At 62.9% G+C, this 14,367-nt stretch carries 14 protein-coding genes; 6 read left to right on the top strand and 8 right to left on the bottom strand.

Features of this window, described 5'->3' with window-relative positions; all coding sequences use genetic code 11:
- The first annotated feature begins 82 nt into the window (after positions 1-82).
- Together ACILSQ_RS06610 and ACILSQ_RS06605 are read left to right on the top strand one after the other, a co-directional pair.
- Complete coding sequence (locus tag ACILSQ_RS06610; protein WP_395742799.1) at positions 83-514, top strand: universal stress protein; 432 nt, start codon at positions 83-85, stop codon at positions 512-514.
- 73 nt (positions 515-587) lie between these two features.
- Positions 588-1,862 (top strand): putative Na+/H+ antiporter, encoded by a 1,275-nt coding sequence (locus tag ACILSQ_RS06605; protein WP_395742798.1) that lies wholly within the window; start codon positions 588-590, stop codon positions 1,860-1,862.
- 14 nt (positions 1,863-1,876) lie between these two features.
- Here ACILSQ_RS06605 and ACILSQ_RS06600 read toward each other — a convergent pair whose 3' ends face one another.
- The 4 genes from ACILSQ_RS06600 to ACILSQ_RS06585 all read right to left on the bottom strand — a co-directional run bounded on the left by ACILSQ_RS06600 (position 1,877) and on the right by ACILSQ_RS06585 (position 7,505).
- Complete coding sequence (locus ACILSQ_RS06600; protein ID WP_395742797.1) at positions 1,877-3,160, bottom strand: PQQ-binding-like beta-propeller repeat protein; 1,284 nt, start codon at positions 3,158-3,160, stop codon at positions 1,877-1,879.
- Positions 3,161-3,356: 196 nt separating this feature from the next.
- On the bottom strand, positions 3,357-3,845 hold the full coding sequence (locus tag ACILSQ_RS06595) for a SecDF P1 head subdomain-containing protein (RefSeq protein WP_395742796.1): 489 nt from the start codon (positions 3,843-3,845) through the stop codon (positions 3,357-3,359).
- A 557-nt stretch (positions 3,846-4,402) separates the two neighbouring features.
- Positions 4,403-6,448, bottom strand: coding sequence for a carbon starvation CstA family protein (locus ACILSQ_RS06590; protein ID WP_395742795.1), 2,046 nt, complete (start codon positions 6,446-6,448; stop codon positions 4,403-4,405).
- 112 nt (positions 6,449-6,560) lie between these two features.
- A complete protein-coding gene (locus ACILSQ_RS06585) occupies positions 6,561-7,505 on the bottom strand; it encodes a ThuA domain-containing protein (protein ID WP_395742794.1) in 945 nt (314 codons plus the stop codon).
- Positions 7,506-7,594: 89 nt separating this feature from the next.
- Here ACILSQ_RS06585 and ACILSQ_RS06580 point away from each other — a divergent pair, with 89 nt between their 5' ends.
- Positions 7,595-8,110 carry a peptidoglycan endopeptidase gene (locus tag ACILSQ_RS06580; RefSeq protein ID WP_395742793.1) on the top strand — a complete coding sequence of 172 codons (516 nt, stop codon included), beginning with the start codon at positions 7,595-7,597 and terminating at the stop codon, positions 8,108-8,110.
- Complete coding sequence (locus tag ACILSQ_RS06575; protein WP_395742792.1) at positions 8,107-8,577, top strand: RNA pyrophosphohydrolase; 471 nt, start codon at positions 8,107-8,109, stop codon at positions 8,575-8,577. The genes ACILSQ_RS06580 and ACILSQ_RS06575 overlap by 4 nt, the downstream gene beginning before the upstream one ends.
- Before the next feature lie 157 nt (positions 8,578-8,734).
- Here ACILSQ_RS06575 and ACILSQ_RS06570 read toward each other — a convergent pair whose 3' ends face one another.
- The 3 genes from ACILSQ_RS06570 to ACILSQ_RS06560 form a co-directional block, all read right to left on the bottom strand.
- On the bottom strand, positions 8,735-9,142 hold the full coding sequence (locus ACILSQ_RS06570) for a hypothetical protein (protein ID WP_395742791.1): 408 nt from the start codon (positions 9,140-9,142) through the stop codon (positions 8,735-8,737).
- Positions 9,143-9,328: 186 nt separating this feature from the next.
- Positions 9,329-10,438, bottom strand: coding sequence for a recombinase RecA (gene recA, locus ACILSQ_RS06565; RefSeq protein WP_395742790.1), 1,110 nt, complete (start codon positions 10,436-10,438; stop codon positions 9,329-9,331).
- Positions 10,439-10,806: 368 nt separating this feature from the next.
- The gene (locus tag ACILSQ_RS06560) at positions 10,807-11,799 is read right to left on the bottom strand and encodes a type II secretion system F family protein (protein ID WP_395742789.1); all 993 of its coding nucleotides are present in this window, start codon (positions 11,797-11,799) and stop codon (positions 10,807-10,809) included.
- A 132-nt stretch (positions 11,800-11,931) separates the two neighbouring features.
- Here ACILSQ_RS06560 and ribD point away from each other — a divergent pair, with 132 nt between their 5' ends.
- The gene (gene ribD / locus ACILSQ_RS06555; protein ID WP_395742788.1) at positions 11,932-12,996 is read left to right on the top strand and encodes a bifunctional diaminohydroxyphosphoribosylaminopyrimidine deaminase/5-amino-6-(5-phosphoribosylamino)uracil reductase RibD; all 1,065 of its coding nucleotides are present in this window, start codon (positions 11,932-11,934) and stop codon (positions 12,994-12,996) included.
- Between the two features lie 65 nt (positions 12,997-13,061).
- Here the strand turns inward: ribD and ACILSQ_RS06550 are convergent, their stop codons facing one another.
- Positions 13,062-13,652 (bottom strand): hypothetical protein, encoded by a 591-nt coding sequence (locus ACILSQ_RS06550; RefSeq protein WP_395742787.1) that lies wholly within the window; start codon positions 13,650-13,652, stop codon positions 13,062-13,064.
- 101 nt (positions 13,653-13,753) lie between these two features.
- On the opposite strand from ACILSQ_RS06550, the gene ACILSQ_RS06545 reads away from it, so the two are divergent.
- On the top strand, positions 13,754-14,305 hold the full coding sequence (locus ACILSQ_RS06545; protein WP_395742786.1) for a D-glycero-alpha-D-manno-heptose-1,7-bisphosphate 7-phosphatase: 552 nt from the start codon (positions 13,754-13,756) through the stop codon (positions 14,303-14,305).
- Positions 14,306-14,367 lie beyond the last annotated feature (62 nt).

The following is a 14,367-nucleotide window of genomic DNA, read 5'->3' as shown; positions in this document are numbered from 1 at the left end:
GCAGACGGGACCAACTCTGCTTGCCATTGATGTTCTTCCCGCCAGCATGACCTTCAAACCTCGAACAGACCGCAACTCTCCCATGAGCACACCGAAACACTGGCAAAAAATCCTGATCCCGACTGATTTTTCGGACGACGCGCTGAAGGCGATCCGGCAAGCGATGCTTCTCCTGCAGCCAGGCATGGAGTTGGTGCTGGTGCATGTGACAGAACCTGCATTTGACGGGTTGCGGATTCATACGGGCGAGCTTCACAATGCGGTGCAGCAGGCGGCCCAGAAGCAACTGGAGGAGCTGGTGGAGGCACATTTCCCGGGGCATCGGGCGCAGGTCAGCACCGTGGTGCAGGAAGGGCGGGCTGGAGAAATCATCTGCGGACTGGCAGAGTCGCTCAAGGTGGATGCCATCATCATCGCCACGCACGGCATCACGGCGTTGAAGCACTTCCTGCTTGGCAGTGTGGCGGAGAAGGTGGTGCGGCACGCGCCATGCAGCGTCCTCGTGGCGCGCTGAGTCTGGCCTGCTTTGTGCTGGCCGGCGCTTCACGTGTGTACCGTATGAGCCCCCCCTTGAAAAGGCCCTTTCTATGAATGCCACCCCCATTGAAATCCTTGCCACCAGCCTCTTCATCCTGGCGGTGCTGCACACCTTTGCCGTCAAGCGGTTTGCGCACTGGGCACATCAGCACCGGAAGGGGTCCATCATGGAGAATCTTCTCCATTTTTTGGCGGAGACGGAGGTGGTTTTCGGACTGTGGGCGGCGGCGCTGTTTGCTGGCATTGCAGCCACGACAGGCTCCGTCCACGAGGCGGTCGTTTACATTGAGGGCCTGAACTTCACGGAGCCGAAGTTTGTCCTCATCGTCATGCTGGTGGCGGCCACGCGCCCGGTGGTGCGGCTGGCGGAGGATTTCATCGTCCTCACGGCCCGGCTGCTGCCTGTGCGGCAGAGCGTGGCCTTTTATGTGAGTGCGCTTTCCGTGGGGACGCTGCTGGGCTCCCTGATCACCGAGCCTGCGGCCATGACACTGCTGGCCATCCTCTTGAAGCGCCGCTATTTTGACCGCGCCATCAGCTCAAAGCTGGCCTACGCCACGCTGGGCCTGCTCTTTGTCAATGTGTCCATCGGCGGCACGCTGACCCATTTTGCCGCGCCTCCGGTGCTCATGGTCGCCGCCAAGTGGAAATGGGACACGATGTTTATGCTCACCCACTTCGGCTGGAAAGCCGCGGCGAGCTGTGTGGTTTCCACCGCCATGGTCGCGTTCGTGTTTCGCAAGGAGCTGCTGTCCATCGAGCCGCCGCAGAAGAAGCGCGATCCGATTCCCGTCTGGCTGACGCTGGCGCATGTGGGCTTTCTCGCGCTGGTGGTCGGCTTTTCCCACCATCCGGATGTGTTTTTTGGAGTCTTCATGCTCTTCCTGGGTTTGGTCTCCGCCACCCGGGAATACCAGGATGGACTGAAACTGCGCGAGGCGCTGATGGTGGGCTTTTTCCTCGCCGGGCTGGTGACCCTGGGGTCCCTCCAGTCCTGGTGGCTGCAACCGCTGATCGCAAGACTGGATGGTGCCACCCTGTATTTCGGCGCCACAGGACTCACGGCCTTCACCGACAACGCCGCGCTTACCTACCTGGGCTCCCTGGTGGAGGGCATCAGGGCGGACCTCCAGTACGCGCTGGTGGCAGGGGCAGTTACTGGCGGGGGCCTGACGGTTATCGCCAACGCGCCGAATCCCGCCGGCGTCGGCATCCTGCAAAACGCGAAGGCTTTTGGCGGCGAAGGAGTCAGCCCTTTGGGCCTCCTGCTCGGCGCCGTGCCACCGACCGCCGTGGCCATCGTGTTCTTCTGGTTCCTTCGGTGAACGCAGATGCTCTACTACTTCTTGATCCGGTATAGGTTTCCCTCCGTGCGGATGAGGAGGTCGGAGCCGATGATGGCGTAGGAGGCGAGGGAGCGTTCGGCGAGGTCGTTTTGGGCGAGGACCTGGAAGGTCTTGCCGGGCTTCACGACGACGCCGAGGCCTTTTTCGTCCTGGAGGTAGAGCTTGCCATCTGCGGAGAGGATGGAGGCGGAGATGGGGCCGGTACAGCGTTCGGAATAGTGGATGGCGCCGGTTTTGGCGTCAGCGCAGGTGAGGATGCCGTTGTCTGCGACGAAGTAGATTTCGTCACCCACGACGACCATGCTGGGATTGTGCGGGGCGGCTTTGTCGATGCGCCAGGCGAGGTTGGTGGGGGTGATGTCGCCTTTGGAGGAGGCGTCCACTTTGATGGCGTAGAGCACGGGTTTGTCGTAGCCGCTGGAGAGATAGATCATGCCGTGAGCGTAGATGGGGCGGGGGACGACGGAGTAGCCCTGGTCGTAGTTGAAGTGCCAGATTTCGGTGCCGGTCTTGGGATCGAGACCGTTCACGACGCCGCTGCCGGGGGTGATGAGCTGCTTCTGGCCGGCGACGTCGATGATGAGCGGGGTGCAGAAGGAGAATTTCTTTTTGGCCTCGGACTGGCGGGCGAAGGCCCAGCGCTGCTTGCCGGTGGTTTTGTCGAGAGCGATGACTTTGGGGTCGGTCTCGGCATCGGCGGAAAAGATGAGGAGGTCTTCGAAGAGGACGGGGCTGCTGCCGTTGCCGTGGACGGGGCTGTAGGCGTGCTCCTGGGTGGCCCAGATCGTCTTGCCGGTGGTGGCGTCGAGGCAGGCGGTGCCGAGGTGGCCGAAGTGGACGTAGAGCTTGCCGTCTTCATAGATGGCGGTGGGGCTGGCGTGGCTGTTTTTGCGGTGAGCACGCGGGGAACTGGCGGTGAAGAGCTCCACGTCCCACACGGCTTTGCCGGTGGTGGCGTCCAAGGCAAGGGCGTGCAGCGAGCGGTTCGCCTTTGGGTCCTCGACGCCGCCGATGGGCAGGGCGGAGGTGAGGAAGATGCGATCACCGATCACCACGGGGGAGGACCAGCCGACGCCGGGGATAGGGGCCTTCCACACGATGTGGGAGGTGGGGCTCCAGGTGAGCGGGAGATTGGTGGCGGCGGAGTGGCCCTGGGCGGCGGGGCCGCGGAATTCGGGCCAGTTGGCTGAGGCGGGAGCGGGGGCCGTGGGGGCGGCGCTGACGCTTAGCAGGGAGGTGGAAAGAAGGAGGGTGGTGAGGGCGGTGGCGGAGCGCATGGGAAGGGAGGCGGAAGACAATCGGACAGGGGGACAATCAGACAATCAGATGAGGAGAGACGAAGTGGTGGAAGGAACGGGCGCGGGGAGGGAACGTTTGCGGGAAAAGATGAAATCGTGAAGCGGGGTGGCGAACAGCATCCTGCGTTGGCGCTGATGTGCCGTCATCGAGTCGTGGCTCGTGGAAGCGGTTCGGCTATGGCTTTTCCTGGGGCTTGGGCTGAAGGGCGGTGGCCAAATCTTCGGCTTCTTTCTGCGTGGAATTTCCACTGATCTCCACGCTGCCGCTGAATTTGCGGGCGCGGACGATGGGGGCGGAGATGACTTTGCCATTGATGAGAATGGCGAGTTGTTCGCCAAAATGTTTGTCGGCTTGAGCGTCGAAACGTTCGGCGCCCTCGGGACTGAATCGCACTGAAACGGCCCATTCGGTACGGCTCGGATTGTCCAGGATGCGCGAAACGGTGGGGAAGGCTTTGATGACATCGGGATCGCTGACGACGATCTCGGGAGATAGCCAGAGGGTTTCGTCTTTGAACTTGGCTTTGATGGCGCCGGGCTCCTCCTGCTGGAGCACGTAGCGCATCTCCATCACGTTCTCCGCGAGCATGGAGGCGGGGAGAAGGAGAGTGGCGAGTAGAAGCAGCAGGCGCTTGAAGGTGGGGAGGGAGCGGGTGGTGCGCATGGTGGGGAGAGAACGTGGAGAGAGGGCGGGCGATTGCAGGGATTGAGGGGGGCGATGGGTGATCAGACAAGGAGACGGTGAGACAATCAGACTGGGAGGTGGTTGGGGGTGACGATTCGGGTGCGCCGGTGCGATGTCAGCCAATGTCTGTGTTGTGATTTGCAGGGCATCCATCGTTGTATTGGATGAACGCATGAATCTGAAACGGGAGGATGTCAGAATTGATCACCGTTACCTGGGGCCGGGAAAGGGAGGGCGGCTTGTGGCGAGGCATCGGCCGACAGGTTTGTCTGCGGAGGAAGAGATTCCGACGACGAAGTCAGCCCGCTCTGTTCAGCAGAGGGTTCTATCGGTGCTTGAGCAGAGGGTGCTTGAGTGAAGGAGCGTCAATGAACAGGCTGACGGGCGGTGCTTTTGGGGCAGGAGGGCGGGCTTTGGCTGGAGGGCGACTGGAAGCTACCGAAAGCGGTAGCTTCGATGCAGGCTTGCGCCTTGCATCTGCGCGACCGCACTCCAAGACGCTGGCGCGCGGCTTGAGTGCGCTGGGACGAAATTGATTATGCTCCCTCAGGAAGAGCGACGTAGGGCTCTTCATTGAGCACTACTTTCTTCGAGCCGCTCAGGAGCTTGATCCATTCGACGAGGCAGCCGAGGAAGATGATGGCGACGGCGAGGAGGAAGAAGGCGGTGACGACGGTGTCCACGGTGAAGTTGAACTTCTGGGCGGTCCATTCCTTGATCTGCTGCGGGGTGCCGTTTCCGGCGGCGAGCTTGGCGGCGTTGTCCTCGACGGCGGCGATGAAGCCCATCTTGGGATTTTTGTCGAAGAGCTTGATGTAGCCGGCAGCGAAGGTGGCGCTCATGAGGAAGAGCAGGGGAATGACGGTGACGAGGAGGTAGCGGGCCTTGCCCATCTTGATGAGGATGGTGGTGCCGAGGCAGAAGGCGATGACGGCGAGCAATTGATTGGCGATGCCAAAGAGAGGCCAGAGGGTGTTGATGCCGCCGAGGGGATCGACGACGCCTTGATAGAGGAAGTAGCCCCAGGCGGCGACGAGGAGGGCGCTGGCGAAGACGTTGGCGGGGAGGCTGCGGGTGTTGCCGAGGGGCTTCCAGATGCCGCCGAGGAAGTCCTGCAGGATGAAGCGGCCCACGCGGGTGCCGGCATCGATGGTGGTCAAAATGAAGAGGGCCTCAAACATGATGGCGAAGTGGTACCAGAAGGACATCCACGCAGGGCCGAAGGCGCGGGCGAACATCTGCGCCATGCCGACGGCGAAGGTAGGAGCGCCACCGACGCGGCCAAACATGGTCTTCTCACCGATGTCGGCGGCGAGCTTGTCCATGCCTGCGACGGTGACGGGGAATCCGGCATTGGAGACGACCTCAACCACCTGGGCGGGGGCCATGGTCTTGTTGATGCCGGCGTTGATGGCGAAGTACTCGCCGGGCAGGAGGGCGCTGGCGGCGACGAGGGCCATGAGGGCGACGAGCATCTCGGTGATCATGGCACCGTAGGCGACGCTGCGGATGTCTCCTTCGTTGTCGAGGAGCTTCGGCGTGGTGCCGGAGGAGATGAGGGCGTGGAAGCCGGAGATGGCGCCGCAGGCGATGGTGATGAAGACAAAGGGGAAGACGCCGCCGAGGAAGACGAGGCCGGTGCCATCAATGAACTTGGTGAGCTTGGGCATCTGCAATTCGGGGGCGACCCAGATGACGACGACGGCGAGAACGGCGACGGTGCCGATCTTCATGAAGGTGCTCAAGTAGTCGCGCGGGGCGAGGAGCATCCAGACGGGGAGCACGGAAGCGGCGAAGCCGTAGATCATGATGGACGAGGCGATAGTCTCGCCTTTGTAGTCAAAGTAGTGCTCGATGCCCCACTCCTTGAGATTGCTGCCGGCCCAGACGCTGACGATGAGGCCAACGATGCCGAAGATGGTGATGCTGCGCACGCTGACGCCGAAGATGGTGTGACCGAAGCCCATGATGAAGGCCAGGGGGATGGTCATGGCGATGGTGAAGAGGCCCCAGGGGCTCTCGGCGAGTGCTTTCACCACAACGAGGCCGAGGACGGCGAGGAGGATCGTCATGATGGCGAGGACGGAGATCATGGCGACGAGGCCGACGACGGGATTGACTTCTTCCTTGAGCATCTGGCCGACGGATTTGCCGCCTCGGCGGATGGAGGCAAACATCACAATGGCATCATGCACACCGCCGCCGAGGGTGGCGCCGATGAGGATCCAGAGCATGCCGGGGAGATAGCCGAACTGGGCGGCAAGCACGGGGCCGACAAGGGGGCCGGGGCCGGCGATGGCGGCGAAGTGGTGGCCGAAGACGACCCACTTGTTGGTGGGCACGAAGTCCTTGCCGTCCTTGTGCGTGACGGAGGGCGGGGCGCGGTGCTTGTCGAGGACGAGGACTTTGGTGATGAGCCACTTGCTGTAAAAGCGGTAGGCGACGGCGAAGGAGCAGAGGCCGGCGACGACGAGCCAGAGGGCATTGATGGTTTCACCTTTATGCAGGGCGGAGAAGGCAACGGCGCCGGCTCCGAGGAGGGAGATGGCGATCCAGATGAGAACTTGAAGGGGCTTGGGCATGGTTTGGGATAGTAGTCCAGTTGCGCTGCAACTGGATTTGGACAGGGAATTTTAGAAGGAAGAGAGAGGGACTAAACGGACCCAAAAGGGCTCCAGTTGCGGCGCAACTGGACTACTTTGCGGGAGCCGCATCTTTCTTCGCGGGCTTGGGCGGGGGCGGCGGGACGTAGGGGGGATTGGTCATGGCGCCGGGGGCGGTTTCCTTGAGGTTGGGCGGGACGTCGGCCTGGACGTCGCCGAGGGCCCACTTCACGCCGCCGATGAGGATTTCCTGGAAGGTGGGATTGGTCCAGACGTCTTCACGGTGGCCCATGGCGGTGTACCACACGCGGCCGTTTCCTTCCTTGCGTGCCCAGGTGCTGGGGTAGGCGGGACGCTCGTATTCCTTGCCCTCCATGGCGGGGGCGTCGATGACGCTGAGGACGTGGATGTCGGGGCTGAAGTCTTTGAGGGAGTACCACTCCTCCATGAAGCCGTAGGTGGGGCTGACTTTTTCGAAGCCGGGGAACTTGGGATCGGTGACGGTGTTTTTGGCGTCCTGCTGCTTGCCGTGCTTGATGAACTCGGCGCCGAGGAAGTGGACGTAGGCGTCGGCTTTTTCGCCGTGGTTGAGGTAACGCTCGGGGCCTTTCTGCGATTCGTTGTCGGTGTGGAAGGTGTCGCTGGCGGAGTGGGTGCCGATGAAGCCCTTGCCGCTTTTGACGTAGTCGAAGAGGGCCTGCTTGCCTTCGAGGGTCATGGGGGGATTTTTGTCGGTGCCCTCGCTGCAGAGGTCGCCGGTGGTGTAGAAGAAGACGGCGTCAAACTGGGCGAGGTAGTCCTTGCTGAACTTGGAGCCGTCCTTGGAGAAGGTGAAGTCCCAGCCGTTTTTTTCGCCGAGCTCGAGGAGGACTTTTTCCGCGTGGCTGGGCTGGCCGTTTTTCCAGGAGATGACGCTGTGCTCAAAGCCGCTGGACTTGGTGAAGAAGAGGATCTTGTGCCTGGCGGCGGGGGCGGAGAAGGCCACGACGCAGGCAGCGGCGGCCAGCATGAGGGGGGCGGCAAGGTGTTTGATCATGAGGGGCGGATTCTGGCGGGTTTTTGAAAACAAGGCAAGGCAGTGTTGCACGCCTTGTCATTTCCAGCAGGCCGAATACGATGGCGCGGATGATGCGTCTTTCCTGCCTGCTGATCCTCCTGCCCCTCTGCGTGCTGCTGTGCCAGTGCGGCTCCAGCGCGGGCTCTAGCTGGAACTACAAGTACGCGCCGGGGAAGACAGCGGTGCTGATCGGTGGGAGGGCGGTGCCGCCGGCGAATGCGCCAGCGGCGGTGATGCGGGCGATCTCCGCGGGGAACCGCATCTGCACCAAGCCTTACCGGCGCGGCGGGGGGCATGCGCACTTTGAGGACAGCGCCTATGACTGCTCCGGCACAGCCTCGTATGTGCTGCATGCGGCGGGGAAGCTGGACAAGCCGACGGTGTCCGGGGCTTTCCGCAGTTTCGGCAGCGGGGGGCATGGAAAGTGGATCACCGTGTATGCGCGCAAGGGGCATGTGTTTCTGGAGGTGGCGGGGCTGAGGCTGGACACGGGCTACAGTGATGCGGACAGCGACGGCCCGCGGTGGAGCAGCCGCTCGCGCCCGACGAAAGGCTACACCATGCGCCATCCTTCCGGCCTATGATCCCGCTCGATGCCATCGTTTACCGCCCGAATGTCGCTGCGATCCTGCAGCGGGAGAACGGGGATATTTTTGTGGCGGAGCGCCTTCACATCAAAAACGCCTGGCAGTTTCCGCAGGGGGGAATCGATGAAGGGGAGGATGCGGAGACGGCGTTGTTTCGAGAGCTGGAGGAGGAGATCGGCGTGAAACGGGAGCTGCTCCTGATCTTGCAGCGGCGGGAGGGGTACCGATATGCGTTTTCGAAGGGGCGGCTGAAGTACGGGATCTATGGAGGGCAGGAGCAGACGTACTTTTTGTGCCGCTTCACCGGCGCGGACACGGACTTCAATCTGGATGCGACGCACCGGGAGTTTGCGGGATTCAAGTGGATCAAACCGGCGGAGTTTCAGATGGACTGGGTACCGAAGTTTAAGCGAAAGGTGTACCGGCAGGTGATGATGGATTTTTTTGGGGTGGAGCTGGGGTAGAAGAGATTGACCGGAGGGAGGGCCTACGGAACACGCGGAAGGCACGGAAACCGGACAGAGAGGGGGGAGGGTTGTACTGCGCCGGTGGGGTGGCGAGGAGGGGAGGGACGCTCGAAAGCGGCGCTGAAGCGCCGCAGTCCGGGGACGCTGGCGCGGGTCAGTTTAGGCCGAAGCGGTGGAGACCTTTGAGGGGGGCGGTGCCCCAGCACATTTTGGAGCGGAAGGTGGGGGCAGGCGGGTGGTCGTCCAGGGCCTGCACGACAAGGAGGGAGACCTCGAAGCCGGTGGAGCCATCGGCGCGACGCTGCGGGGTGTCGGCGACGACGAGGCACTTGAGCATGACCCACTTCGAATGTGAGGCCGTCATGGCGAGCATGGCGGGTGTGAGGGCGGAGCGTTTGATGCGCACCTGAACTTCAGCGCCGATGTCGAAGCGCTGGCGGGACCAGAAAACGAGGCCGCAGGAGGTGATTTCGCAGAGTTCGACAACAGCCTGCCTGCCACCGCAGCCCGAATGGGTTTCGTTCGCGGAGGTTTCCTGCTGTTGCTGGCCGTGCTTAGCCATACGAATCGCGGAATGACCGCGAAAGGAGGCGCACGGGGAGGGGAAAGTCAAACGGCGATCCGAATGACGAAACCAGAATGAGGAATGACGAATGAATAACGAAGCCTGGAAGATGGTGATCTTCCTCTTCTTCCCAGCAGGCAGAAATGCCGGGGGGAAGAGAGGATGAAGAACCTCGAAAGGGAGTTACTCGTCGTCGGAGGAGTCGGAGGAGGGGCCTTTGGAGGAGGGTTTCTCGCCGGCGCCGGCTTTTTCGGCCTGCTTGGCTTTCACGGCGGCTTCGATCTCGGCATAGACGGTGGCGTCGTTGCGGAGGACTTCCTTGGCGGCGTCGCGGCCCTGGGCGAGCTGGGTGCCTTTGTAGCTGATCCAGGAGCCGCGCTTCTGCAGGATTTCGAAGTCCATGGCGAGGTCGAGGAGGGAGCCGACATTGGAGATGCCCTCGTTGTACATGATGTCGAACTCGGCCTCGGTGTAGGGAGGAGCGAGCTTGTTTTTGACGACTTTGACCTTGGTGCGGTTGCCGGTGACGGTGCCGTCGGTGGTCTTGATGGCGCCGATGCGGCGGATGTCCACGCGGACGCTGGCGTAGAATTTGAGGGCCTTGCCGCCAGGGGTGGTTTCGGGGTTGCCGAACATGACGCCGATCTTTTCACGGATCTGGTTGGTGAAGATGCAGCAGGTGCGGGCCTTGGAGATGATGGCGGTGAGCTTTCTCAGGGCGGCGCTCATGAGGCGGGCCTGGGCGCCGACGGTGGAGTCGCCGATCTCGCCTTCGAGCTCCTGGCGGGTGACGAGGGCGGCCACGGAGTCGATGACGATGACGTCGAGGGCGTTGGAGCGGACGAGAGTTTCGCAGATGCGGAGGGCTTCTTCACCGGAGCTGGGCTGGGAGACGAGGAGCTCGTCCATTTTCACACCCAGGCGGCGGGCGTAGGCGGGATCGAGGGCGTGCTCGACGTCGATGAAGGCGGCGAGACCGCCGGCTTTCTGCGCCTGGGCGATGACGGTGAGGGTGAGGGTGGTTTTACCGGAGGATTCCGGGCCATAGACTTCCACGATACGGCCGCGGGGGAAACCGCCGGTGCCAAGGGCCTGGTCGATGAGGAGATTTCCGGTGGGGATGACGCTGATGTCGGTCTTGGTGCCTTCGCCGCCCATGCGGAGGATGGCGCCCTCGCCGTAGTCTTTTTGGATCTGCTGGATGGCGAGGTCGAGATTGCGGCCACGAGCTTCCGCGAGCTTGTCGGGTTTGGCTGCGGAGGTTTCGGAAGTTTCTTTGGGTGCTCGGGCCATAATCAGGTGTGGTGTGTGGTTAAATAAAAGATGTTCGGGTGAACAGAAAACGCATTTAGGGCGCGGAGTAAAGAACTTTTCGCTGTTTTGAGGCGAATAGTTGGGGGGCGAGGCAGAGTCAGACTGCCGCAGAGAGCCCGAAGGGAGAAGGCAGTGACTCCAAGGAGTGGGGTGACGCGGACGACGCTCTGTGTTCGCCAGCCTGGGGCTTCCCCCTCACCCTAGCCTCTCCCCCAAGGATACTTGGGCGATAAAATGTCCTCGAGGGGGAGAGGGGATTCGCTTTGGTGCATGCACTGCCATGTGGCGAGGGAAGTTGCAAAAGCGTTTGAAATGCTCTGAGGGCAAATGCGCGAAGGGCACCGGTCTTACATGCCCTCGATCTGTTTGAGGATGCCTGCGTAGCCGCTGAGCATGCCGAAGATGCGATAGACCACGTACATGACGATGATGGCGTAGGCGATTTTGGGCAGCCACTGGGAGGCGCGCTGGACGGCGTCCGTGGCTTCGATGGTTTCGGCGGCGGCCCAGCGGTTCATTTCGTGATCCAGGGTGCCGGCTTCCTCGGCGGTGGCGACGCCGTGGACAAAGGTCATGGGAAAGCCGTGCACGTCTGCCATGGCGCCGGCGATGGTTTCCCCGGCGGCGATGCGCTGGGAGGCATCCCGCGCGGCGTGGGTGAGGAGGCCGCTGTGGGAGGCGCTGCCGGCGAGCTGCATGGACTCCGTCATGCGCATGGAGGCGAGCAGGCAGGCATGAAAGACCTGGGAGAAGCGGGCGAGGGCCCAGTGCCGGCGAACACTGCCGATGAGGGGCAGGCAGCTCAGCCAGCGGTCCACGAAGGCGGATTTGGCCCCGAGCCGGGAAAGCCAGCGCCAGAGCAGGAAGAGGGAGAGGAGGATGAGCCAGAGAATGGCCAGGGGCATGAAGATGCCGCCGGTGGTGAAGGGTTTGTCCTCCATGGTGGCGGTGACCATTTTCGGCAGTTCGGGCAGGATGATGCCGAGGTGGGCGAGCACGAGGGGATAGACCAGTGCGCCGATGGCCTGCCTGACGGCGATGTTCCAGGCTTCGAAGTAACGGGAGAGGTGGCTGAAGGCATCGCCCAGACGGCCGCTGCGCTCCCCGGCATCGATGAGGGCAAACTCCAGCGCATCTGAAAAAGCGCCGCAGTGCTCGGTGATGGAGGCGGCGATGCCCTTGCCCTCCTTCAGGCCGAGCTGCAGGCCCTGGAGCCAGGTGCGGCGAGCGTGGGAGGGCCGCTGCTTGAGCAGCAGGTCGAGCGAGCGGTCGAGATGAAAATTGGCCCCGACCAGCTTGGCCAGTTCACGATAGAGCAGGGCTTTTTCAGAGAGTTTCATCGGCGTTTTGAAACTAAGGCCAGCGGGTCCGGGACGGCGAGCATAAAAGTGTTCAGAGCAGGAACTGTCCCGATTGTGTGACACTCTTCTTGCTTCTCAGCTTCGTTTCGCCGCCTATGATCCCCCACCCGCATGCCGCCGCCCATCGCTCATAAAGAAACGCCCGACCAGCACTGGATGCACCTGGCCCTGGACCAGGCGAAGCTCGGCGTGGGGCTGACGAGTCCGAACCCGCCGGTAGGGGCGGTGATTGTGGCGCAGGAACGCGTGATCGGACGGGGATACCACCACAAGGCGGGCGAGCCGCATGCCGAGGTGGAGGCGATCCGCGATGCGCAAAAAATGAACTCGAAGCAACTGCGCGGCGCGACGATCTACGTGACGCTGGAGCCCTGCTGCACGCACGGGCGCACGCCGCCCTGCACGGAGGCCATCAAGGCCGCGGGGATCAAGCGCGTGGTGTTTGGCGCGCATGACCCCAATCCCAGCCATCATGAGCAGGCGCAAAATCTTCTGAGGCTGGCGGGCATCGAGGTGACGGCCGGGGTGCTGGAGGCGGAGTGCCTGGCGATCATCCGGCCGTTTGCGAAATGGATCACGACGGGCATTCCGTATGTGATTGCGAAGGCGGGGCAGAGCCTGGACGGGCGCATCACGCGTCCGGGGGAGGAGAGCTCCATCATCACCAACGACGCGGCGCGTGCGCATGGCCGCAGGCTGCGGATGCGGGTGGATGCGATCCTGGTGGGTGCGGAAACGATCCGCAAAGACAACCCGAAGCTGACGCTGCGGGACGGCAGTGCGGGCAGCGGCAAGCTGCAGCCGTGGCGCGTGGTGATGACCCGCAGCGGGGACCTTCCCCAGCACTCGCACATTTTCACGGATGAGTTCAAGGACCGCACGGTGGTGATGCATGGCAAGGACCTGCCTGAAGCGCTGGCGATTCTGGGGAAGCACGGCGTGCTCTCCGTGCTCATCGAAGGCGGGGGCATCATCCTGGGGCAGGCGTTTCGCGAGCAACTGGTGGATGAGGTGTACTGGTACATCGCCCCGCGCTTGTGCGGTGGCGGGCGGCCTTCTCTGGCGGGCGCTGCACTGCCGGCTTCGATTGAGCTGCAGGACGTGACGGTGCGGCCGATGGGAGACAATGTGTGCTTCCATGGGTTTCCGGTGTGGCCGGGTGCGGACAAAGAATGAGGCGGGCTGTTTCCAACCCGCCTCGTGGAAGAGACGCTGCGTGATGTCCGTGTGAGGCGGCTGCGCTATTTGGCAGGCTCCAGCTTGATGGAAGAAACGGAGCCGTTGGTCTCGAATTTTTTGCCAAAGGCGATTTCAGCCTTGGCATTGACGCCGGAGATGCCGGGGACGGTGACTGTGGGCGGGGTGGTGTAGCCGGCGCCGCCGCTGACGATTTCAAAGCCGGTGACGGCACCGTTTTTCACGAGGGCATTGGCGACGGCCGGGGTGTGCTTCCAGAGGTCGCGGCTGCCTGGCGGGTAGCGGTAGAAATTGGAGACTTCGTCGAGGCGGTCGTTGGTGATGCCGTATTTGCCGAGCTTGTCCATGAGCACTTTTTTATTGGCCTGGGCTTCTTCGCGGGAGGGGCCGCCTCTGCCGGGGCCGACGGGATGCACGCCGCTGAAGGCATCGCGGAAAATTTCGGCGGTGACGCCAAGGGCGGAGCCGATGAGGATGACAGGGCGGCCGTGGTCGCGCGGGTCGGTGTCATGCCCGCCGGAGAAGGTGACGGGGACGCGGGTGACGCCGGGAGGGAGCGGCGCTGTCTGCGCCTGGGCGATGGAGCCCGCGAGAGCGGTGGCGGCGAGGATGAGGGAGGGGAGGAGAAGTTTCATGGAGTGGCCGGGGCGTGATGACGAAACCCTGGGGATGCGTGTTTGTTACGTCATTAAATGAAATCGTGCGCGGGCGGTGAGCGTGGCTATGCATGTGGGCCATGCCTTCTGCCCCGCCACTCCGCCCTGCTGTGTTTTTTGACCGTGACGGGGTCGTCAATGTCTCGCCGGGAGACGGGTATGTGCTGCGCTGGGAGGAGTTTCATTTTGCGCCGGGGATCATCGAGGCGCTGGCGCTGTGCCGGGAGCGGGGGTATGCGACGGTGGTGGTGACGAGCCAGCAGGGGGTGGGCAAGGGGCTCATGACGATGGAGGATCTGAACGGCATGCATGCGCGCATGCAGGAGGAGCTGGCGCGGCATGGGGCGGCGTTTGACGGAATTTATTCATGCACGCACCTGGCGGGCACCTGCACCTGCCGGAAGCCGAGTGCGGAGATGATTCTGCGCGCGCAGGCGGAGCATGGGCTGGACCTGGCGCGGAGCTGGCTGGTGGGGGACCATGACCGCGACATCCAGATGGCGCACCATGCGGGGGTGCCGCGGACGGTGCGGATTTTAAGCCACCATGAGCCGAAGGTGGCGGCGGAGTTTACGCTGGCGGAGACGGTGGAGCTGGCGGGGCTGCTGCGGGAGAGGCTGCCGAGAGTGTGATTTAAAATGAGGAAGGCAGGAATGCAGGAAACAGAGAGAGGCAACCCGGTTGGATTTCCTGC

Source organism: Prosthecobacter sp., from assembly GCF_044227185.1.
Classification (GTDB): Bacteria; Verrucomicrobiota; Verrucomicrobiia; order Verrucomicrobiales; family Verrucomicrobiaceae; genus Prosthecobacter.
This window is presented reverse-complemented; position numbering and strand designations above follow the sequence as displayed.